Here is a 19,383-nt window from a genome sequence, read left to right on the forward strand (position 1 = left end):
ATGGCTCGACCGGTTCCGGTCGTTGAGCGAGGGAGCGCAGCGACCGAGACGAAACGCGGTGATTGCGTGGCCGCGTTTCGTCTCGCTCCGCTCGCTCAACGACCGGAGGGCGCTTGCTACTTGATGGCCTCGACTTCGGAGACCCACTGGTCCCAGCTCGTCGTGGCATCCTGCGTGCCGTCCTCGACGCGGGTGAGCGCCTTCTGCATGGCGTCGTTGATCTGGAAGTAGAACTCGCCCTTGAACGGTGCGACCGTCACGGCCTTCGCGCGCTCGGAGAGGATCTGACCGACCGGCGCCCCGCCGAAGTACTCGTTGGTGCTGTCGAGCAGCGTCGAGTCGGTGAGAGCGTCGTTCTGGCTCGGGAAGGTTCCCGCATTCGCGAATGCCTTGACCTGCTGCTCGGGTGCGGTCAGCCAGTCTGCGAGCTCCTGGGCAGCGGCCACGTTCTTGCCGGTGGACGGGACGGTCAGGTACGAGCCGCCCCAGTTGCCGCCGCCGTTCGGGAAGACGTCGGCGATGTCCCAGGTGGTGACGTCCTTCGCGTTGCCCTCGATGACACCGAGCATCCAGCCGGGGCAGAGCATGGTCGCGAACGCGCCGTTGGAGACGCCGGCGAACCAGTCGTCGGACCACTGGCCGAGGTGCGCCGACTGGCTCTTGCTGGCCGCGAGCAGCTGGTCGTAGATGTCCTTGACCTCGCCGTTCTCGGTGGCGACGATGTCACCGGACTTCGGGTCCTCGTAGGCGGCCTCGATCTGGTTGATCATGCCCTGGTAGGTGCCGCCCGCCGAATCGAAGAAGGCCTTGCCCGTGGCATCCGTGTACTTCTGGCCGACCTCGAAGTACTTCGCCCAGTCCCCCTCGAGGAGAGCGGCGACTTCCTCGCGGTCGGTCGGCAGGCCGGCCGCGGCGAACAGGTCGGTGCGGTAGCAGACGCCCTCGGGGCCGATGTCGGTGCCGTAGCCGATGAGGTTGCCCTCGGCATCCGTCGCCGCCTCGGTCTTCCAGTCCAGCCAGCGGTCCTTGAGGTCGTCGCCGACCGGAGCGAGCAGGTCGGAGTACTTCATGACCTCGGGGAGCCAGTCGACCTCGATGGCCTCGATGTCGGCGAGACCGGTCTTGCCGAGCTTCTGGAAGTAGTTCTCGCGTGCGTCGTTGCTGGTCGCGGCGCGGTTGTGCACGATCTTCACGTTAGGGTGCTCGTCCATGTACTCCTGGAGGAGCTCGTCGGTGTAGCCGAAGTCGTTGAACGTGGCGACGGTCAGCGTCACCTCGTCGTTCGGGTCGCTGCTGCCGCCCTCCGCGCCGGATGCGCAGCCGGCGAGGGCGAGAGCAGAGATGGAGGCGACGGCGGCCGTCGTGAGGATCCGCCGTTGGGCGCGTGTATTCACAGGTCACTCCTTTGTGTGTGGATGGGATGCAGTGGTGCAGGTCGTGGGCGCACGGCGTTGATCTTCAATACCGTGGGAGCGCTCCCACGAGGTGTCAGCCACTGTATGGGAGCGCTCCCACGAAAGTCAAGCGACACCGATCGACAGGGCTCGCGGACCCTCAGCGGGGTAACCTTGCCCGGTGCCTCCCGCCGAACTGTCGCCTTCCCTCGTCCGCGCCGAAACGCTGATCCGCTCTGTGCCGGACTACCCGCAGCCGGGCATCGTGTTCCGCGACATCACGCCGTTGCTGGCGGATGCCGAGGCACTGCGCGTCACGATCGAGGCCATCATCGAGCCGTTCGCCGGCCAGTTCGATGTGGTCGCCGGCGTCGAGGCGCGCGGGTTCATCCTGGCCGGAGCCGCCGCGATCGCCGCCGGAGTCGGGTTCATCCCGATCCGCAAGGCGGGCAAACTGCCCCGGCCGGCGGCATCCGTCGACTACGCCCTCGAGTACGGCACCGCGACGATCGAGATGCACGATGATCTGCCGGCGGGGTCACGCGTTCTGCTCATCGACGACGTGCTCGCCACCGGCGGCACTCTCGCGGCCGGTCGCCAGATCCTCGAGCGCCTCGGCTGCCAGGTCGCCGGCATCTCGGTGCTCTTCGAGATCCAGGGCCTCGGCGGCCGCGACGTCATCGGCGACGTGCACACGGTCTTCCGCTCCTGACCGCCGCGTGGGGGGATGCCGCGGGCCGGTAGACTGAGGCGGCCAGCCTTCCCGCGACTTCTGGAGCCGTTCATGCCCATCATCGTCGTCGACGTCATGCCCAAGCCCGAACTGCTCGACCCGCAGGGGAAGGCCGTCTCCGGAGCGTTCGCACGCCTGGGCGTCGAGGGCTTCACCGATGTCCGCATCGGAAAACGCTTCGAACTCACCGTCGAGGGCGAGGTCACCGACGAGATTCTCGCCGAGGCCAAGCGCATCGCAGACGAGGTGCTCTCCAACTCCGTGATCGAAGACGTCGTCGGCATCGAGGTCGCCGAGTGACCGTCCGCATCGGTGTCATCACCTTCCCCGGCTCGCTCGACGACCGCGACGCGCAGCGCGCCGTCCGCATCGCGGGGGCCGAGCCCGTCGCGCTCTGGCACGGTTCGCACGACCTCGACGGTGTCGACGCCCTCGTGCTTCCCGGTGGCTTCAGCTACGGCGACTACCTGCGAGCCGGCGCGATCGCCGCTCTCTCGCCGATCATGGCCGAGGTGAAGGATGCCGCAGCCAAGGGCATGCCCGTCCTCGGCATCTGCAACGGCTTCCAGATGCTCGTCGAGGCGCACCTGCTGCCCGGCGGCCTGATCCGCAACGGCCACCAGCACTTCGTGCGCCGCGACCAGAGGCTGACGGTCGAGAACTCCGACACCGCGTGGACGAACACCTTCCGCGCGGGTCAGGAGATCGTGATCCCGCTCAAGAACGCCGACGGCGGCTACATCGCCGACGAACAGACACTCGACCGCATCGAAGGCGAGGGCCTCGTCGCCTTCCGCTACGCCGGGGTGAACCCGAACGGCTCGCTCCGCGACATCGCCGGCCTCACGAACGAGGCTGGGAACGTCGTCGGTCTGATGCCGCATCCGGAGCACGCGACCGAGGCCGGCTTCGGCCCCGACACGGCAGCGGCGATGCGATCCGGCATCGACGGCATCGGCTTCTTCGCGAGCGCGATCGCCGCGGTCGCCCGCGTCGCAGCTTAAGGCATCGCGGAAACATCCGTCCGTCCGCGGCATCCGTCCGTCCGCGGCATCCGTCCGTCGCGGCATCCGTCCGTCGCGTTCCACTTGCAGGACGAACGTACGGATGCAGGACCGATCAGCGGCGTTTCATCCTGCATCCGTGATTCGGCCCTGCACCTGGCACAGCAGGCGGGACGGATGCTCGGCGCTACCCGAGGGCCGGCGGCCACACCCCGATCAGCACGGCCATCACGAGGACCGTGACGAGTTCGTGTGCGATGTTCATCGTGGTCAGCGCCGTCGGGCGCCCTTCGAACGCGTCGTGCGTGATGAAACGCGCCGCGGTGAACCCGGCCCACAGCGTGACCGCGGTGATGACGGCCGCACCGAAGAATGACCCCTCGTAGAAGTGCCAGGCGATCGCCGTCGCACCGGCGAGCACCCATGCGGTGATGAAGCTCACGATCACGGTCGTGATGATGGCCATCGTCGCACTCGCCGCGGGCTTGTCCATGTCGACGTTCGCCAGTTTCGACCAGCGCGTGCCGAAGACCTTCGGCGCGTACCAGATCGATCCGACGAGCATGCTCGACGCCGTCGCCAGCAGCACCGCCCAGTAGTTGATCTCAGGAACCATGATGTCTCCTCGCCGTCAGGACGGATCCGGAAGACCCGTCTTGCGCTGAGCGTAGCCCTGCGCCTGCAAGCGCGGCAGAGGCACGCAGGCGCAAGACCTCACCGAACCGATTCGATCCCGCATCTACCAAGACTGTAAGCGTTTGCACTATTCTGATCGCATGGCACAGCTTGAGCAGATCGCAGCCCCCGGTTCCGAGTGGTGGCGCAGCGCAGTCATCTACCAGATCTACCCCCGCTCCTTCGCGGACGCGTCCGGCGACGGCATCGGCGATCTTCCCGGTATCACCTCGCGCCTCGATGACCTCCAGGAGTTGGGCATCGACGCGATCTGGCTGAGCCCGTTCATGACCAGCCCGCAGAAGGATGCGGGTTACGACGTCGCCGACTACCGCGACGTCGACCCGATCTTCGGCACGCTCGCCGACTTCGACGAGATGCTCGCGCAGGCGCACGCCCGCAGCATCCGCGTCATCGTCGACCTCGTCCCCAACCACTCCTCGGACCAGCACGTCTGGTTCCAGGAGGCCCTGAAGGCCGCCCCCGGCAGCCGCGAGCGCGGGCGCTACGTGTTCCGCGACGGTCGCGGCAAGAACGGCGAGCTTCCTCCGAACAACTGGGAATCCGTGTTCGGCGGCGGGATGTGGGAGCGCGTGGTCGAGGCCGATGGCACTCCCGGCCAGTGGTACCTGCACATCTTCGACCCCAGCCAGCCGGATTTCGACTGGACCAACGCCGAGGTCCGCGAGGAGTTCCGCTCGATCCTGCGCTTCTGGCTCGACCGCGGAGTCGACGGCTTCCGCGTCGACGTCGCGCACGGCATGGTCAAGGAGGCGGGTCTTCCCGACTACGCACCGGTCGCGGATGCCGACTCGATGGGCGGCGGCGAGGAGAACGTCCCGTACTGGGGCCAGGACGAAGTGCACGACATCTACCGGGACTGGCATCAGCTGCTCGCGGAGTACGACGGCGATCGCGCGCTGTGCGGCGAGGCCTGGCTGCCGACTCTGAAGAAGACGGCGCTCTGGGTGCGTCCCGATGAGATGCACCAGACGTTCAACTTCCCGTACCTGATGACCGCCTGGGACGCTGAGGCTCTCGGCGCGGTGATCCGCGAATCGCTGGACGAGTTCGGCAAGGTCGGCGCGCCCAGCACCTGGGTGCTCTCGAATCACGATGTCGTGCGGCACGCCTCGCGTCTTGCCCTGACGGCCGAGAACCCGCAGGGCGAGGGCATCGGACCGGAGACTCCCGACAAGCCGGACACCGCCATCGGGCTGGCCCGCGCCCGCGCGGCGACCACGCTGATGCTCGCCCTCCCCGGCTCGTCGTACCTGTATCAGGGCGAAGAACTCGGCCTGCCCGAGGCGATGGAGATCCCCGACGAGTTCCGACAGGACCCGACCTGGTTCCGCACGAACGGTGAGCGCTACGGCCGCGACGGCTGCCGCGTTCCGCTGCCGTGGGAGGCGGATGCTCCGGCCTTCGGCTTCAACGACACCGGCGACTCCTGGCTCCCGCAGCCGGCCGAGTGGACGCAGTACGCGCGCGACACCGAGAGCGCGGACCCCACCTCGACCCTGTCCCTGTACAAGGAGCTGCTGGCCGAGCGCCGCGCGCGCGGCCTCGGCACCGGCTCACTGATCTGGGAGGACGCCGGAGCGGATGCTGTGGCCTTCCGCCGTGGCGACATCCACGTCGCGGCGAACCTGGGCACCGAGCCGCTCGAGCTCGGCGAGGATGTCACGTTCGTGCTGCAGAGCCAGCCGTTCGATGGCACGGCACTGCCCGTCGACACCGCCGCCTGGTACACCAAGGGCTGAACGCCTGTCATGGCGAGCATCGATGAGGTCGCGCGACTTGCCGGAGTCTCCACGGCGACGGTGTCGCGCGCCCTCAGCGGACGCGGGCACGTCTCCGAATCGTCTCGGGAACGAGTGCGCGCCGCGGCTCACGAGCTCGGCTACGTCGTCTCATCACGGGCATCGAGCCTGGCCTCCGGGCGCACGAAGAACATCGGCGTGGTCGTCCCGTTCCTGGATCGGTGGTTCTTCAGCGCGGTACTGTCGGGGGTTTCCAGCGCTCTGATGCGTCAGGGCTACGACATCACGCTGTACAACATCACCGCCGACCGCGACGTCCGCAGCGAGGTGTTCGACACCTTCCTGCGGCGTCAGCGGGTGGATGCCGTCATCGCGGTGTCGATCGAGCTCGACGAGAACGAGACACGTCAACTGATCGACCTCGGACTCCCCGTCATCGCGATCGGCGGTCCGAATCCGAACCTCGACACCCTGACGGTCGACGATGTGGCCGTGGCGCAACTCGCCACCGAGCATCTGATCGGGCTCGGCCACCGCGACATCGCGCACATCGGCGCGAACCCGGAGTTCGACCTGGACTTCCACATCCCGACGAACCGGCGTCTCGGATTCGAGAAGGGGTTGGCCACGGCCGGCATCCCGTTGAATCCGGCCTTCCTGGAGCCGGCCGACTTCACCGTCGGCGGTGGCTATCGCGCGGCCAAGCAACTGCTCGGTCGCCCCGGCCCCCGGCCGACGGCGGTGTTCGCAGCATCCGACGAGATGGCGATCGGCGCGATCCTCGCCGCACGGGACCTGGGCTTCCGGGTGCCGGAGGACCTCTCGATCGTCGGCATCGACGGGCACGAGCTCGGGGAGTTCTTCCAGCTCACGACGGTCGACCAGTTTCCCCTCGGGCAGGGCGAACGGGCCGCGGACGCCGTCCTCGCCAAGCTCGAGGATGGCACCGCCGCTCCGGCGAGGAAGCACGCCGATCTCCCGTTCGAGCTCATCGTTCGAGGAACCACTTCGCGCGTCTGAGCTCCGGCCAGGGGTGGACACCGTCCAGGTACCGGGCATACTGGGGCGATGGACGCAAAGGGAGCGGGACCGTGAACTCTGCCGTCGACCTCTCCCGCCTGCGCAAGCAGTACGGGCGCCACACCGCTGTCGACTCGCTGACCCTGTCCATCGAACCCGGCACCGTCTTCGGCCTCATCGGTCCGAACGGCGCCGGCAAGACCACCACCCTGCGAATGATCCTCGACATCATCCGCCCGACATCCGGAACAGTGCGCGTTCTCGGTGAGGACCCGCGCACCGGGGGTGCGGCGTTGCGCCGCCGCATCGGATTCATTCCGGGGGAGCTCCGCCTCGACGGGCGGATGACCGGCCGCCGCATGCTCGACTTCTACGCGGAGGTTTCCGGGCCGGTACCGTCCGGCACCATCGACCGGCTCTCCTCCCGCCTCGGCCTCGATCTGACCCGCCCTGTGCGCACGCTGTCGAAGGGGAACAAGCAGAAGCTCGGCATCGTGCAGGCCTTCATGCACGAACCGGAACTGCTCGTGCTCGACGAGCCGACGAGCGGGCTGGACCCGCTGGTTCAGCGAGAGTTCCTCCAGCTCGTCCGCGAAGCGCGCGGCCGAGGGCAGACGGTGCTGCTGAGCTCTCATGTGCTCAGCGAGATCCAGCAGACGGCGGATGCCGTGGCCGTGCTGAGTGCGGGCCGTATCGTCGCGGAGGGCGATGTGGCATCTCTTCGGCTCGGCGCCATCCGCCGGGTGCGGGCCGGGTTCGCCGAGGTCGACGCGGACGAGCTGCGTGCGGAGCTCAGTCGCATCCCGCACGTCGCAGAGGTGGAGATCCAGAACACAGACGGATCGGTACGACTCGCCGCCACCGTGGAGGGCGACATCGATCCGTTCGTCAAGGCGATCGCCCGCCACCGCATCGTCGACCTCGCAGTCGAGGAGCCGGATCTCGAGGAGTCCGTCCTGCGGCTCTACGGAAGCCCGGCCGCGACGACGGAGGCCGACGATGTCTAAGCCGCTTCCCGTCTTCCGTCGCGCGCTGCGCGAATCCTGGCGCGGCCTGCTGGGATGGACCGTCGGCATCGCCGCCATCCTGTTCCTTTATCTGCCCCTGTTCCCGAGCATCGGCGGCAACGGCGAGATGACGCAGATCATCGAGAGCCTGCCGCCCGAGTTGGTGAACGCTCTCGGCTACAACCAGATCGGAACGGGCGCCGGATACACGCAGGCCACCTTCTACGGACTCATCGGATTCCTTCTGGTCACGATCGCCGCAGTCAGCTGGGGCGCCGACGCCATCGGCGGCGCGGAGGAGTCCGGGCGCCTGGAGCTGGATCTCTCTCACGGCGTCGGCAGGGCGGCCTACGCGATGCAGGCAGCCTCGGCGATGCTGATCAGGGTGGTCTGGCTCGGCGTCTTCGCCGCGATCATCATCTTCGCCCTGAACGGTTCCGCTTCGCTCGACATCGAGCCGTGGCGCATCGTCGACGCGACAGTCGTGTTCGTCGGGGTCACGATGCTGTCCGGCACCGTCTCCCTCTTCGTCGGCGCGCTGACCGGCCGTCGCAGTCGAGGCGTCGCGGCGGGCGCGGGGATCGCCGTGGTCGGATACGCGTTCAACGCGATCTCGAATCAGGCTCCGGATGCCGAATGGCTGCGCATCCTCTCCCCGTACTCCTGGGCATTCCACCAGCCACCGCTCGTGGAGGGTCTGGCTCCAGCCGGATGCATCGCGTTGTGGGGCGCGACCGCGATACTGATCGCGGGCAGCGTGTGGGCCTTGCGGCGGCGCGACATCGTCGGTTGACCGCTTGTACGAGCAGTGCGGCAAGGCGGTGGAGATCCGCGATCTCAACGACACCGCGGCGGCTCTCCACCAGCGGCTGACCGGCAACCTCGGCGGAGGCCACTGAGCACGCAGCGAGTTTTCGTGGAGTAGTGTGCTTGCTCGTGGCTTCACACACTTCCGTCCGCGGTCGGCTCGCGAAGAGCCGCCCTCTGGCGCCCGCTCAGACGATCGCCGTCGGGTTCGGGGTGGCGATCCTCGTGGGGGCGGTCATCCTGATGCTGCCTGCCTCCTCGGCCGCGGGCACCTGGACGGGACCGATCGAAGCCCTGTTCACGTCGACATCGGCGGTGTGCGTCACCGGACTGATCGTGGTCGACACAGCTGTGCACTGGAGCCCGTTCGGGAAGATCGTGATCCTGGCGCTGATCCAACTCGGCGGTCTCGGCATCATGCTCTTCGCCGCATTGGTGGGCCTGGCGTTGGCCCGCCGGTTCACGGTGCGCTCGCGCTTGATCACCAGTACCGAGACCAAGACTGCCGGCGCCGGAGACCTGAAGAGGATCGCCACCGGCATCCTCGTCACGACTGTTGCGATCGAGGTGATGGTGGCTCTGGTGCTCTTCGTCAGATTCACCACGGGATACGGATACGACGTCGGCCGTGCAACCTGGCATGCTGTCTTCCACTCCGTGTCCTCGTTCAACAACGCCGGCTTCGCGCTCTACACCGACAGCCTGATGGGATTCGTCTCGGACCCCTGGATCTGCCTGCCGATCTGCATCGCGATCATCCTGGGAGGTCTCGGTTTCCCCGTGCTTCGCCAGCTGCGCCGAGAGTTCCGACGCCCGCTGCACTGGACGATGAACACGCGGATCGTTCTCGCCACGACGGGTGCCCTCCTCGCACTCAGCACCGCCTATGTGCTGCTCATGGAGTGGAACAACCCGGGCACGCTGGGCACGCTCACACCGGGTTCTCGAGTGCTCGCCGGCTTCTTCCACGCCGTGCAGGCGCGGACGGCCGGCTTCAACTCGGTCGACGTCGCGCAGATGCACGACGAGACATGGCTGGGCACGGACGTCTTGATGTTCATCGGCGGCGGTCCCGCCGGTACCGCCGGCGGCATCAAGGTGACGACATTCGCGGTGCTGTTCTTCATCATGTGGACAGAGTTGCGCGGAGGCACCGCCGTGAACATCTTCGGCAAGCGGCTCTCTCGCGCCGTGCACCGAGAGGCCATCACCGTCGTCATCGTCGCACTGGGAGCGATCATGGCAGCGGTGATCGCCATCCTCGCGATGACCGACCTCGACCTCGATCAGGTGCTGTTCGAAGTCGTCTCTGCCTTCGGCACGGTCGGCATGTCCACCGGAATCACCGCACAGCTGCCGCAGGCCGCGCAGATCATCCTCATCCTGCTCATGTTCCTCGGCCGACTCGGCCCGCTCACCCTCGGGTCGGCGCTCGCTCTCCGGGAGCGCAGGACTGCCTACGAACTCCCCAAGGAGCGGCCCGCGATCGGCTGAAGGCCCCGACGCCGAGCATCTCTCACCCCTCGAAAGGACTCACGTGCCCAAGTTTCTCTCGTTCGGCCAGGACGCCCGGCGGATCGCCGAAGCCGACTCGGTCGCCGTCATCGGCCTCGGCCGGTTCGGCACCTCGCTCGCGCTCGAGCTGATGGCATCCGGCACCGAGGTGCTCGGAATCGACGCCGACGAAGACATCGTCCAGGCGTTGAATGGCGAACTCACCCAGGTCGTCCGCGCCGATACGACGCGTCTCGACGTTCTGGAACAGCTCGCGATCGGTGAGTTCGACCGGGTCGTGGTGTCCATCGGCTCCGACATCACCGCATCGATCCTCACGGCCTCACTCCTTCTGCAGCTCAAGGTGCCCGTGATCTGGGCGAAGGCCGTTGACGAACGCCACGGCGCGGTGCTCGAGCAGCTCGGCGTGCACAAGGTCGTGTATCCGGAAAAGGACATGGGCCGCCGGGTGGCGCACCTCGTGCGCGGCGCAGCGGCCGACTACCTCGAGATCGACAAGGGCTACGCGATCGTGAAGACCGTCGCACCCCAGCATCTGCACGGCATCACCCTCACCGAGGGACAGGTGCGCGGCACCCATGGCGTCACGATCGCCGCGTACCGTTCATCGACCCACGGAGAGTGGCGAAACGCTCAGGCCGACACCATCCTCCGCGACGGCGACACGGTGCTCGTGGTGGGACCGACGATCGACGTCGAGAAGTTCGCGCAGCTGCGCTGAGGTCAGACGGAGCGGAGCGCGTCGGCGGCGGCATCCAGCGCGCCCTCGGTGAGCGCGAAATAGGCCCACTTGCCGCGCTGCTCGCGCGTGACGAAGCCGGCGTCGGCGAGCAGTTTCATGTGATGGGAGACGGTGCCCTGCGACAGGCCGACCGGATCGATGAGGTCGCAGATGCAGGCCTCGCCGCCATCGGCCGCGGCGATGAGCGAGAGCAACCGGATGCGCGTCGGATCGCCCAGCGCCTTGAAGACGTGCGCGATGCGCTCGGCGTCTTCCGCAGTGAGCGAAGACGTGATCGGCGGCACGCAGCACGACGGCGCTTCGATGGTCATTGGCAGGCTCACCCCTCCAGTCTGCCACGTATTGACATTCTTCGATAGATGCGTAACAGTCATCATATTGAAGAATCTCGATTTGAGGAGATGTGATGTCTGAGCTTCCTGTCGTCGTCATCGGAGCAGGCCCGCAGGGCCTCGCCGCCGCAGCGCACCTCGTCGAACGCGGCCTCGACGTCGTCGTCGTCGAACGCGGGGATGGGCCTGCGGCCGCGGTTTCGGACTGGGGACATGTGCGCCTCTTCTCCGCGTGGGCCGAACTCACCGACACGGCGGGAAGGCGGCTACTCGAACCGACCGGATGGAGCGCGCCCGCATCAGGCTTCCCGACCGGCGCTGAGTGGGTGAGCGAATACCTCGCTCCCCTCGCGGATGCCCTCGGTGAGCGCATCCGGTATGCGACCACGGTGACCGGCGTATCCCGCCAGGGCCGAGACAAGGTCGTCGAAGCCGGTCGCAAGAGCCAGCCCTTCGTGGTGCACACCGTCGATGCGAACGGCAACGATGCCCGGCTCCTCGCCCGAGCGGTCATCGACGCGAGCGGCACCTGGTCACTCCCCAATCCCGCCGGCGCCGACGGCTTCCCGGCACTCGGCGAGGCCAGCGCCGCTGAACGGATCTCCTATCGCATCCCGAATGATGTCGCCGCTCTCGCTGGCCAGCACGTCGTCGTCGTGGGCGCCGGGCACTCCGCCACGCACGCCGTCCTGCGGCTGAGCGAGCTCGCACGCCGCTCGCCGGGAACGCGTGTGACCTGGCTGCTGCGCCGAGGCAGCGCGGCGAATGTCTTCGGCGGAGGTGCGGGAGACGATCTTCCGGAACGCGCAGCACTGGGGTCGCGCGCGCGCAAGGTGATCGAATCCGGTGTCGTCGACCTGGTGACCGGATTCCGCGTCGCCGAGCTCCAGACGGATGCCGATGCCCTCACAGTCATCGCCGAGGACGGCAGGGAGATCACCGACGTCGCGCATGTCTACGCCCTCACCGGATTCCGGCCGGACACCGGCATCCTGCGCGAACTGCGCATCGATCTGGATCCGGTGCTCGACGCCGTCGCCGGAATCGCAGCCGACATCGACCCCAACATCCACTCCTGCGGCTCGGTGTCGGCGACGGGCGCACGCCAGCTCGCTCAACCCGAACCCGGCCTCTTCATCGTCGGCGTGAAGTCCTACGGGCGCGCGCCGACCTTCCTCGCCCTGACCGGGTACGAGCAGGTGCGCAGTGTGGTCGCCCATCTCGCCGGCGATCATGAGGCGGCGGCGCGCAACGAGCTCGCCCTTCCGGAGACCGGGGTCTGCGGCGGCTCCGGCGACTTCGATGAGGCGGCGGCGGGCGGATGCTGCGCCGCTCCGGCTGTGCTGCAGATCGGCCGGCCGGTGGGAGCATCCGTCTGACGTGATTCGCGGAGCCGGGGCGGCGCGTGTCGGCGGTCCCGGCTCCGGTACTCAGGTGTGGGCGTCCTCGAGCTCTTCGAGCACCTCGAACGGTGATTCGACGTCGCCGCGCCACGCCTCGATGCCCTCACGGATCGCGAGGACAGCCACGACCAGCGCGGCGGCCGAATCCGCCCACCACCAGCCGAGCAGGCTGTTCAGGAGGAGACCGACGAAAACGGCGCCGGAGAGATAGACGCACAGGATGAGTTGCTTCGCATCTGCGACAACGCTCTTCGAGTCCAGCTCGCGACCGGTACGCACCTCGAGCCATGCCAGCAGCGGCATGACGATGAGGCTGAGCGCCGTGATCCCCAATCCGAGCGGAGTATGCGTTGGACCTTCTTGTTCGATCAGGGCCAGTACCGCGTCGATCGTGACGTAGGCGGCGAGGAGGAAGAAGGCGAGGCCGATGACGCGGACGGTGCCCTTCTCCCAGCGCTCGGGGTTCTTCCGGGTGAACTGCCACGCGATCGCGGCAGCCGAGAGCACCTCTACTGCCGAATCAAGGCCGAACCCGATCAGTGCCGCCGACGAGGCGAGGACTCCGGCCCACACCGCGATGATGCCCTCGAACACGTTGTAGGTGATCGTGAAGGCGACGATGAACCGGACCCGTCGGTGCAGCCGGGCGCGCCTTTCCACGGTGGGCTCGGTCACGCGCCGGCATCCGTTCCGCAGCATCCGGGCACCGCGCAGGCGGCATCCATGCAGGGGGCGTTCTCATCGACCGCGAGGGTCACGTCCACGAGCGCCGTCAGCGCCGCGGCGAGGTGCGGGTCGGCGATCTCATACCGAGTCTGACGGCCCTCCGGCTCCGCGATCACGATGCCGCAGTCCCGGAGGCACGTCAGGTGGTTCGAGACGTTCGAGCGGGAGAGATCGAGAGTGCGCGACAGCACCGCAGGGTAGCTGGGCCCCCCGATGAGCGTCATCAGGATGCGAGATCTCGTCGGATCAGCCATCGCACGGCCGAGCCGGTTCATCACGTCGAGCCGTGAGGCAATAGTCAGCATGCAATGACTATACAGTTCCCACTGACTAATCGAATGGTGTCGGAATCCTCTTAGGTCAAGTGCGTCTCTGCTGCCAGGAGCCGTCTCTACGCCACGAAGAGCAGGACGAACGACAGCACCAGTCCCGCTCCCCCGGCGCTGGCAAGGGCGATCGCAACGACCTGGATCGCGTGGAGGGCAGGTCGCCGGGGTTCGAAACTCATCACGCGCGGGTGCTTCTCGCTGATGAAGGCCGGGGCTTCTTCGCGCCCCCGCCAGTGCTCTGCTTCGGATGCGCGGAGGGGGCGTTCCCAGAAGTCACCGGCGGTGTACCAGCGGGCGCGCGCCCGCTCAGCTTCCTCCAGGATGACGACCTCGATGGGATGCCACCGGCCGTCGTGAGCCCTGCCGATGGCGACGACCAGGAGCAGCGGGATCCCGATGCCGAGCCCGATCCACGCGATGATGTCGGCGATACTGCCGAGAACGTCCAGCGCGTCCATGGTCTTCCTGTCTGATGAGAGCATTCCAACCACCGCGGCTGTCGCTCATATACAGAGGAGAGTATCGGCCTCCCGTGCGAGGCGAGCGCGGGAGCAGGAAGAACCCCGGCTTCGAGCCGCCAGATGACCAGCAAGTGAACTCTTCCAGGGCAGCTTGCGGCTTGAATTGATATCCGTCAATATAGATACATATCGATTCACGCTGCTCGCCTTCTGGCGCTCACCACCGCCCCGTTCACTGGTGAAAGGATCACGTCATGAACGCGACATCCATGGCTGCAGACATCTGCAGTCCCGTCGCCACCCATGCGATCGGGCAGGATGCCGCCGCATCCGTCGCCACGACGCTCAAGGCGCTCGCCGATCCGTTGCGACTGCGGATGCTGTCGGCCATCGCCTCCGACCCTCGCGGCGAGTCCTGCGTCTGCGACCTGGCGGAGCTCGCAGAGGTCGCTCAGCCCACCGTCTCGCACCACCTCAAGGTCCTCAAGGATGTCGGCGTCCTGACATCCGAGCGGCGCGGCACCTGGGTCTGGTACCGCATCAATCCGGACCGCCGCCGTGCCGTCACCGCGCTCCTGGATTCGTTCGCGCCCGCCACGGTCGCCGCTCCATGGCGCAACGACTCAGTAGACGATGGGCTGCGGCCGGACTTCGACGCGCGCGTCACGCGCCTCGCCGGTGAACTCGCCGCTGAGGTGCCGCAACTCGACGCGGGCGTCGTGTTCGCGATCGTGCGCGAGTCGTACACCGGCCTCGCCCGCACGGCACGGGTCAGCTCGGCGCTGATCCCCCTCACTGAGCGCTTCGCCCGTCAGCGCCTGAGCGACCTCACCCGCGACCGCGATACGGGCGTGCCTCAGGTGCTGTTCGTCTGCGTCGCCAACGCCGGCCGGTCGCAGCTCGCCGCGGCCCTCGTGAACCAGATGGCCGGCGGCAAGGTCGTCGCCCGCTCGGCCGGCTCCAGCCCGGCCGACGTCATCCACCCGCACGTGCGGTCGCTCCTTGCGGAGATCGAGGGGGACGCGGCATCCGAACGCTTCCCGAAGCCGCTCACCGACGACGCCGTCCGCGCCGCCGACGTCGTCGTCACGATGGGATGCGGCGACGTCTGCCCCATCATCCCCGGCGTCCGCTACGAGGACTGGGCCGTGGGTGACCCGGCCCTCGCCTCTGCAGAGGGCGTCGAAGCCATCCGTGACGACATCGCCGCCCGCGTCCGCATCCTCGTCGACGACGTTCTCAACTGACCACTCACTCTGGAGACACCATGACTGACACCACCACCAAGCCCTCTGTTCTCTTCGTCTGCGTGCACAACGCCGGCCGCTCGCAGATGGCCGCAGGATTCCTCCGCGACATCGCCGGCGACCGCGTCAAGGTGCGCTCTGCCGGTTCCATGCCAGCCGACCAGATCAACCCGATCGCCGTCGAGGCGATGGCCGAGCTCGGAATCGACATCACCGCCGAGGCTCCGAAGGTGCTGACGACCGAGGCCGTGCAGGCATCCGACGTCGTCATCACGATGGGCTGCGGCGACGCCTGCCCGTTCTTCCCCGGGAAGCGCTACGAAGACTGGAAGCTCGATGACCCGGCAGGCCAGGGCATCGACTCCGTGCGTCCGATCCGCGACGAGATCCGCAGCCGCATCGAGACGCTCGTGGGCGAACTGCTGGGCTGATCAGGAGAGCGTCACGCCGATGGCGGCGGCATGTAGCTGAGCCTGTCGAAGCACAGCCGGATATCGGTGATTCGCCCATCCTCCACACGGAAGAGTTCACTGGCCAGCGTGGTGTCGGTGACGGCGGTTTGCGGGAAGTACCAGAGCGCCACCCGGTCGCCGTCTGTCATCCGAGTGAGTTCGGGAGCCCCGGTGAGCATGGGGACGAATCTGGAGAGGTACTCCCGCCAGTGGGCCTTCGTCGTGATCGCGGGATCCGGCGCTGCACATACGACGGAGTCCGACAGGTACGTCAGCGCGAGCTCGACGTCTCCTCCGGTCCAGGCTCGGTGATACGCCTCCACGGTGGCAACAGGCGTCGGTACGTTCGTCATCTCGTGCACTCCTTCGGTATCGGTCATTGCGACGGCGTCCAGGTGTCAGGCGGAAGCCGCTGCCCGGTGGCGGCGAGGGCGAGCCGGGCAACGAAGTGGTCCCATCCGTCGACGTGTCCTGGCACCGCGCTCTCCGGCAGGTCTGTGTGCACGACCTCGACTCGCGTGCCGCCGTCGGTCGCACTCAGCTCGAACGACACCGTCGACGATCCGGGTGGCAGCTCCTCGCTCCCCTCGAAACCCCAGGACACCGTCACCCGACGCGGCCGGTCGACTTCGAGGAAGATCCCCCGGGCGCCGTACCCGGCGATGTTCACGGAGAACTCTCCGCCCGGAGTCGGCTCGACCTGAGCCCAGTCGCCCATCCATGCCGTGATCCCCTCCGCGGTCACCAGGTACTCGAAGACCCGCTCCGGGGGCGCGGCGATGTCGACGCTCGAGCGGTGCTCAGCCATCGTCCTCACCCACCCCGGCTCCCTCGATCGCATTCTTGAGTCGCGTCAGCCGCTCCGGCCAGAAGTCATCGAAGAACGCCTTGCCCACCGCAAGACCCTCCACCCGGACTGCGTACAGGTGCCGGGTGCCCGATCGTGTGCCCGACACCAGGCCCGCTTCGCGAAGCACCTTCAGGTGATGCGACACGATCTGCTGCGACAGGCCGAGCTCGCTCGCGATCTCGCCGACCGGTCGATGACCGGTGCGCACCAGCGCGAGGATGGCCCGACGGTTGCCGTCCGACAGGGCATGAAACGCGTGGTCAAGACTCAGAGCTTCCATGAGCACCTCCGCGCTCATTATGCTCCACAAACATACACTTGTACAAGCGTCTGTTTGTGCCGATCCCGCGCCGAATCAGCGCGCGGCGATGAGTCCGCGCGTCGCCGCCTGCGCCTTGGTGAACCGCTCCTGCACGTCGGCCCAGTTCACGATCTCCCAGAACGCCTTGACGTAATCGACGCGCACGTTGCGGTAGTCCAGGTAGTACGCGTGCTCCCAGACGTCGAGCTGCAGCAGCGGGATCACGCCGAGCGGCGCGTTCCCCTGCTGATCGAACAGCTGGAAGATCACGGGCCTGGCCCCGATGCTGTCCCAGGCGAGCACAGCCCACCCGGAGCCCTGCACACCGAGCGCAGTGGCGGTGAAGTGCGCACGGAACGCGTCGATCGATCCGAACGAGTCGGCGAGCGCAGCGGCGAGCTCGCCCTCGGGCACCCCATCGCCGTTCGGCGAGAGGTTCTGCCAGAACACCGAGTGGTTGATGTGACCCCCCAGATTGAAGGCGAGATCCTTCTCGAGCTTGTTCACGTTCGAGAGATCCCCCGCATCTCGCGCGGCCGCGAGCTGCTCCAGAGCCGTGTTGGCACCGGTGACGTAGGCCTGGTGGTGCTTGGTGTGGTGCAGCTCCATGATCGTGCCGGAGATGTGCGGTTCGAGGGCGGAGAAGTCGTACGGCAGTTCGGGAAGCGTGTACAGGGCAGACATGGGAGTTCCTTTCGAGCGTGGTTCAGGGTGGTTCAGGTCAGAGTGCGACGAGTGGCGCAGGGTGCGCGAGCGAGTGGAACCCCCGGTCCAGGTACACGACCGGGCGACCCTGCGGGCCGTGGAGCACGTCGAGCACTTCGGCGATGACGACCGTCGACGAGCCGACGGCCACCGTGTGCAGCGACCGGCAGCGCAGTGCGGCCCGCGCGGAAGCGAGAAACGGTTCGCCGGTCTCGAGTGCCGTCCAGCCCTGTTCCGGGGTGAAGCGATCGGCGCCGCTCGTCGCGAAGCTCTGAGCGAGGGCGGCGTGCTCATCGTCGATGAGATGCACGACGAAGGTGTCGGCACCGAGGATCGCGCCGGCGGAGCCCGTCGCCCGCGTCACCGAGAAGACGATCGCGGCCGGGTCGACGGCGACGGAGGCGACGCTCGATGCTGTGAGGCCGACCGGGCCGTCGTCGGTCATCGCGGTGATGATGGCGACGCCGGCCGGATGGGTGCGGAAGGCCGCCTTGAGTCCTTCGCCGACGGGCGTCGGAACGGGATTCGCCGTCATCGGACAACCTCACCGATCGGGAGCGCATGGCCGAGCATCTCGTCTCTGGCCACGAGCTTGGTCCGCTCGCGACCGCGCTCGGCGCCTGCGCGGCGTTCTGCGTCGTCGATGCGCAGCCAGCCGGCGAAGTCGACGGCACCGGCGAGCGCGTCGAGCGGATCGGCCGCACGCTGAGCGGGCCCCTCGGCCAGATCACCGAGGTCATCGAGCACGTGCCGCACGGTCTGGGCGGCGTCCGACTTGGTCGAACCGATGAGCCCGACCGGTCCTCTCTTGATCCAGCCGGTGGCGTACAGGCGGGGGATGCGGGCGCCGTCGGCGTCGGTGACACGTCCCTCGACGTGCGGCACCACACCGCGCTCGGCATCGAACGGCATGCCGGGAACCGGAGTGGATCGGTATCCGATCGCGCGGTAGACGGCCGCGACGTCGTAGCGGAGCATCTCGCCGGTGCCGACCATCCGCCCGAGTTCGTCGGAGGCGGTCCGCTCCATCTCGATCGCGGTCACGGCCGCTGTGCCGAGCAACCGCACCGGTCGCTGCCGCAGGTGCAGGTGGATACGACGCGACGCGGTCTTCGTCGACGGAGTGCGACTCGCCCACTCGGTGAGTGTGCGAACGATGATCCTGCGCTGCGAGAACTGTTCGATCATCCGCTCGGCATGCGCGTCGAGCACCAGCTCATCCGGGTCCACGATGACGTCGACATCGTGCTGATCGGCGAGCTCGCGCAGCTCGAGCGCCGAGAAGCGCACGTCGGCGGGGCCACGCCGCGCGAACAGATGCACATCGCGCACGGGGCTGGCCGCGAGCTGCTCGAGGACGATGTCGGGAGTATCGGTGTGCGCGAGCGCTGCGGCGTGCTTGGCGAGGATCCGGGTGACGTCGAGCGCGACGTTGCCCGCTCCGAGCACGGCGACGGACTCGGCGGTGAGCGGCCAGCTGCGCGGCGCATCGGGATGCCCGTCGTACCAGGCGACGAAGTCGGCGGCTCCGAAGGAACCGGGCAGATCGATGCCGGGGATGTCGAGCGGCACGTCGAGGTCGGCGCCGGTCGCGACGATCACGCCGTCGTAGGCGGCTCGGAGCTCGGCGATGCCGATGTCGGCACCGACTTCGACATTGCAGCGCAGCCGGATCCGCGGGTTCGTGAGCACCTCGTGCAGGGCGTCGGTGATCTTCCGGATCCGCGGGTGATCAGGGGCGACCCCGTATCGCACCAGACCGTAAGGGGCGGGGAGCTTCTCGAACAGGTCGACGGTTGCGGTGGGCGAGAGCCCGAGCAGGATGTCGGCGGCGTAGATGCCGGCGGGGCCGGCTCCGACGATGGCGACTCGCGGTTCAGCGACGTTCATTCGGGTTCTTGTCACGTTCTCCACGGT

At 67.6% G+C, this 19,383-nt stretch carries 24 protein-coding genes; 12 read left to right on the plus strand and 12 right to left on the minus strand.

Annotated elements, in window-relative coordinates:
* Positions 1–116 precede the first annotated feature (116 nt).
* Positions 117–1,394, minus strand: coding sequence for an ABC transporter substrate-binding protein (locus LTA6_RS03955; protein WP_341976243.1), 1,278 nt, complete (start codon positions 1,392–1,394; stop codon positions 117–119).
* A 181-nt stretch (positions 1,395–1,575) separates the two neighbouring features.
* Here LTA6_RS03955 and LTA6_RS03960 point away from each other — a divergent pair, with 181 nt between their 5' ends.
* The 3 genes from LTA6_RS03960 to purQ all read left to right on the plus strand — a co-directional run bounded on the left by LTA6_RS03960 (position 1,576) and on the right by purQ (position 3,131).
* Positions 1,576–2,106, plus strand: coding sequence for an adenine phosphoribosyltransferase (locus LTA6_RS03960; protein WP_341976244.1), 531 nt, complete (start codon positions 1,576–1,578; stop codon positions 2,104–2,106).
* A gap of 72 nt (positions 2,107–2,178) precedes the next feature.
* Positions 2,179–2,427: a phosphoribosylformylglycinamidine synthase subunit PurS gene (gene purS / locus LTA6_RS03965; protein WP_341976245.1), complete on the plus strand. Its 249-nt coding sequence runs from the start codon at positions 2,179–2,181 to the stop codon at positions 2,425–2,427.
* Entirely contained in the window at positions 2,424–3,131 is a 708-nt protein-coding gene (purQ, locus tag LTA6_RS03970; RefSeq protein WP_341976246.1) for a phosphoribosylformylglycinamidine synthase subunit PurQ, read from the plus strand. Before purS ends, purQ begins: the two co-directional genes overlap by 4 nt.
* A gap of 187 nt (positions 3,132–3,318) precedes the next feature.
* On the opposite strand, the gene LTA6_RS03975 is transcribed toward purQ, so the two are convergent.
* Positions 3,319–3,747 carry a DUF1761 domain-containing protein gene (locus LTA6_RS03975; protein ID WP_341976247.1) on the minus strand — a complete coding sequence of 143 codons (429 nt, stop codon included), beginning with the start codon at positions 3,745–3,747 and terminating at the stop codon, positions 3,319–3,321.
* 160 nt (positions 3,748–3,907) lie between these two features.
* Here LTA6_RS03975 and LTA6_RS03980 point away from each other — a divergent pair, with 160 nt between their 5' ends.
* From LTA6_RS03980 to LTA6_RS04005, 6 genes are all read left to right on the plus strand, one after another.
* The gene (locus LTA6_RS03980) at positions 3,908–5,569 is read left to right on the plus strand and encodes an alpha-amylase family glycosyl hydrolase (protein WP_407358675.1); all 1,662 of its coding nucleotides are present in this window, start codon (positions 3,908–3,910) and stop codon (positions 5,567–5,569) included.
* A 9-nt stretch (positions 5,570–5,578) separates the two neighbouring features.
* Positions 5,579–6,589 carry a LacI family DNA-binding transcriptional regulator gene (locus LTA6_RS03985; RefSeq protein WP_407358676.1) on the plus strand — a complete coding sequence of 337 codons (1,011 nt, stop codon included), beginning with the start codon at positions 5,579–5,581 and terminating at the stop codon, positions 6,587–6,589.
* Between the two features lie 71 nt (positions 6,590–6,660).
* Complete coding sequence (locus tag LTA6_RS03990; protein WP_407358677.1) at positions 6,661–7,596, plus strand: ABC transporter ATP-binding protein; 936 nt, start codon at positions 6,661–6,663, stop codon at positions 7,594–7,596.
* On the plus strand, positions 7,589–8,389 hold the full coding sequence (locus LTA6_RS03995; RefSeq protein ID WP_407358678.1) for an ABC transporter permease subunit: 801 nt from the start codon (positions 7,589–7,591) through the stop codon (positions 8,387–8,389). The genes LTA6_RS03990 and LTA6_RS03995 overlap by 8 nt, the downstream gene beginning before the upstream one ends.
* Before the next feature lie 143 nt (positions 8,390–8,532).
* Positions 8,533–9,897 carry a TrkH family potassium uptake protein gene (locus LTA6_RS04000; protein ID WP_407358679.1) on the plus strand — a complete coding sequence of 455 codons (1,365 nt, stop codon included), beginning with the start codon at positions 8,533–8,535 and terminating at the stop codon, positions 9,895–9,897.
* A 43-nt stretch (positions 9,898–9,940) separates the two neighbouring features.
* Entirely contained in the window at positions 9,941–10,639 is a 699-nt protein-coding gene (locus LTA6_RS04005) for a potassium channel family protein (protein ID WP_407358680.1), read from the plus strand.
* Positions 10,640–10,641: 2 nt separating this feature from the next.
* Here the strand turns inward: LTA6_RS04005 and LTA6_RS04010 are convergent, their stop codons facing one another.
* On the minus strand, positions 10,642–10,983 hold the full coding sequence (locus LTA6_RS04010) for a metalloregulator ArsR/SmtB family transcription factor (protein WP_341976254.1): 342 nt from the start codon (positions 10,981–10,983) through the stop codon (positions 10,642–10,644).
* Between the two features lie 83 nt (positions 10,984–11,066).
* On the opposite strand from LTA6_RS04010, the gene LTA6_RS04015 reads away from it, so the two are divergent.
* Positions 11,067–12,371, plus strand: coding sequence for an FAD-dependent oxidoreductase (locus LTA6_RS04015; protein WP_407358681.1), 1,305 nt, complete (start codon positions 11,067–11,069; stop codon positions 12,369–12,371).
* Between the two features lie 51 nt (positions 12,372–12,422).
* Here the strand turns inward: LTA6_RS04015 and LTA6_RS04020 are convergent, their stop codons facing one another.
* The 3 genes from LTA6_RS04020 to LTA6_RS04030 all read right to left on the minus strand — a co-directional run bounded on the left by LTA6_RS04020 (position 12,423) and on the right by LTA6_RS04030 (position 13,908).
* A complete protein-coding gene (locus LTA6_RS04020) occupies positions 12,423–13,070 on the minus strand; it encodes a cation transporter (RefSeq protein WP_407358682.1) in 648 nt (215 codons plus the stop codon).
* Entirely contained in the window at positions 13,067–13,426 is a 360-nt protein-coding gene (locus LTA6_RS04025) for an ArsR/SmtB family transcription factor (RefSeq protein ID WP_407358683.1), read from the minus strand. The genes LTA6_RS04020 and LTA6_RS04025 overlap by 4 nt, the downstream gene beginning before the upstream one ends.
* 86 nt (positions 13,427–13,512) lie before the next feature.
* The gene (locus LTA6_RS04030; RefSeq protein ID WP_341976258.1) at positions 13,513–13,908 is read right to left on the minus strand and encodes a hypothetical protein; all 396 of its coding nucleotides are present in this window, start codon (positions 13,906–13,908) and stop codon (positions 13,513–13,515) included.
* A 257-nt stretch (positions 13,909–14,165) separates the two neighbouring features.
* Between LTA6_RS04030 and LTA6_RS04035 the strand changes: the two genes are divergently transcribed.
* Positions 14,166–15,158, plus strand: coding sequence for a metalloregulator ArsR/SmtB family transcription factor (locus LTA6_RS04035; protein WP_407358684.1), 993 nt, complete (start codon positions 14,166–14,168; stop codon positions 15,156–15,158).
* Positions 15,159–15,178: 20 nt separating this feature from the next.
* The gene (locus LTA6_RS04040; RefSeq protein ID WP_407358685.1) at positions 15,179–15,589 is read left to right on the plus strand and encodes an arsenate reductase ArsC; all 411 of its coding nucleotides are present in this window, start codon (positions 15,179–15,181) and stop codon (positions 15,587–15,589) included.
* An 11-nt stretch (positions 15,590–15,600) separates the two neighbouring features.
* On the opposite strand, the gene LTA6_RS04045 is transcribed toward LTA6_RS04040, so the two are convergent.
* From LTA6_RS04045 to LTA6_RS04070, 6 genes are read right to left on the minus strand one after another with little or no spacing between them, the layout of a single operon-like run.
* Positions 15,601–15,963 (minus strand): nuclear transport factor 2 family protein, encoded by a 363-nt coding sequence (locus tag LTA6_RS04045; protein ID WP_363550676.1) that lies wholly within the window; start codon positions 15,961–15,963, stop codon positions 15,601–15,603.
* A 23-nt stretch (positions 15,964–15,986) separates the two neighbouring features.
* A complete protein-coding gene (locus LTA6_RS04050; protein WP_407358686.1) occupies positions 15,987–16,418 on the minus strand; it encodes an SRPBCC domain-containing protein in 432 nt (143 codons plus the stop codon).
* Positions 16,411–16,758: an ArsR/SmtB family transcription factor gene (locus LTA6_RS04055; protein WP_407358687.1), complete on the minus strand. Its 348-nt coding sequence runs from the start codon at positions 16,756–16,758 to the stop codon at positions 16,411–16,413. The genes LTA6_RS04050 and LTA6_RS04055 overlap by 8 nt, the downstream gene beginning before the upstream one ends.
* Before the next feature lie 57 nt (positions 16,759–16,815).
* Positions 16,816–17,445 (minus strand): superoxide dismutase, encoded by a 630-nt coding sequence (locus LTA6_RS04060; RefSeq protein WP_407358688.1) that lies wholly within the window; start codon positions 17,443–17,445, stop codon positions 16,816–16,818.
* A 37-nt stretch (positions 17,446–17,482) separates the two neighbouring features.
* Complete coding sequence (locus tag LTA6_RS04065) at positions 17,483–18,001, minus strand: flavin reductase family protein (protein WP_407358689.1); 519 nt, start codon at positions 17,999–18,001, stop codon at positions 17,483–17,485.
* Positions 17,998–19,371 (minus strand): FAD-dependent oxidoreductase, encoded by a 1,374-nt coding sequence (locus tag LTA6_RS04070; protein ID WP_407358690.1) that lies wholly within the window; start codon positions 19,369–19,371, stop codon positions 17,998–18,000. The genes LTA6_RS04065 and LTA6_RS04070 overlap by 4 nt, the downstream gene beginning before the upstream one ends.
* Positions 19,372–19,383: the final 12 nt, after the last annotated feature.

Origin of the sequence: Microbacterium sp. LTA6 (assembly GCF_045690355.1) — a bacterium.
Lineage (GTDB): Bacteria > Actinomycetota > Actinomycetes > Actinomycetales > Microbacteriaceae > Microbacterium.

Excerpts from the sequence above, each read along its gene's own strand:
- purS (WP_341976245.1), top strand. The coding sequence starts at position 2,179 with ATGCCCATCATCGTCGTCGACGTCATGCCCAAGCCCGAACTGCTCGAC.
- LTA6_RS03975 (WP_341976247.1), bottom strand. The coding sequence starts at position 3,747 with ATGGTTCCTGAGATCAACTACTGGGCGGTGCTGCTGGCGACGGCGTCG.
- LTA6_RS03980 (WP_407358675.1), top strand. The coding sequence starts at position 3,908 with ATGGCACAGCTTGAGCAGATCGCAGCCCCCGGTTCCGAGTGGTGGCGC.
- LTA6_RS03985 (WP_407358676.1), top strand. The coding sequence starts at position 5,579 with ATGGCGAGCATCGATGAGGTCGCGCGACTTGCCGGAGTCTCCACGGCG.
- LTA6_RS03995 (WP_407358678.1), top strand. The coding sequence starts at position 7,589 with ATGTCTAAGCCGCTTCCCGTCTTCCGTCGCGCGCTGCGCGAATCCTGG.
- LTA6_RS04015 (WP_407358681.1), top strand. The coding sequence starts at position 11,067 with ATGTCTGAGCTTCCTGTCGTCGTCATCGGAGCAGGCCCGCAGGGCCTC.
- LTA6_RS04025 (WP_407358683.1), bottom strand. The coding sequence starts at position 13,426 with ATGCTGACTATTGCCTCACGGCTCGACGTGATGAACCGGCTCGGCCGT.
- LTA6_RS04030 (WP_341976258.1), bottom strand. The coding sequence starts at position 13,908 with ATGGACGCGCTGGACGTTCTCGGCAGTATCGCCGACATCATCGCGTGG.
- LTA6_RS04035 (WP_407358684.1), top strand. The coding sequence starts at position 14,166 with ATGAACGCGACATCCATGGCTGCAGACATCTGCAGTCCCGTCGCCACC.
- LTA6_RS04040 (WP_407358685.1), top strand. The coding sequence starts at position 15,179 with ATGACTGACACCACCACCAAGCCCTCTGTTCTCTTCGTCTGCGTGCAC.
- LTA6_RS04045 (WP_363550676.1), bottom strand. The coding sequence starts at position 15,963 with ATGACGAACGTACCGACGCCTGTTGCCACCGTGGAGGCGTATCACCGA.
- LTA6_RS04050 (WP_407358686.1), bottom strand. The coding sequence starts at position 16,418 with ATGGCTGAGCACCGCTCGAGCGTCGACATCGCCGCGCCCCCGGAGCGG.
- LTA6_RS04055 (WP_407358687.1), bottom strand. The coding sequence starts at position 16,758 with ATGAGCGCGGAGGTGCTCATGGAAGCTCTGAGTCTTGACCACGCGTTT.
- LTA6_RS04060 (WP_407358688.1), bottom strand. The coding sequence starts at position 17,445 with ATGTCTGCCCTGTACACGCTTCCCGAACTGCCGTACGACTTCTCCGCC.
- LTA6_RS04065 (WP_407358689.1), bottom strand. The coding sequence starts at position 18,001 with ATGACGGCGAATCCCGTTCCGACGCCCGTCGGCGAAGGACTCAAGGCG.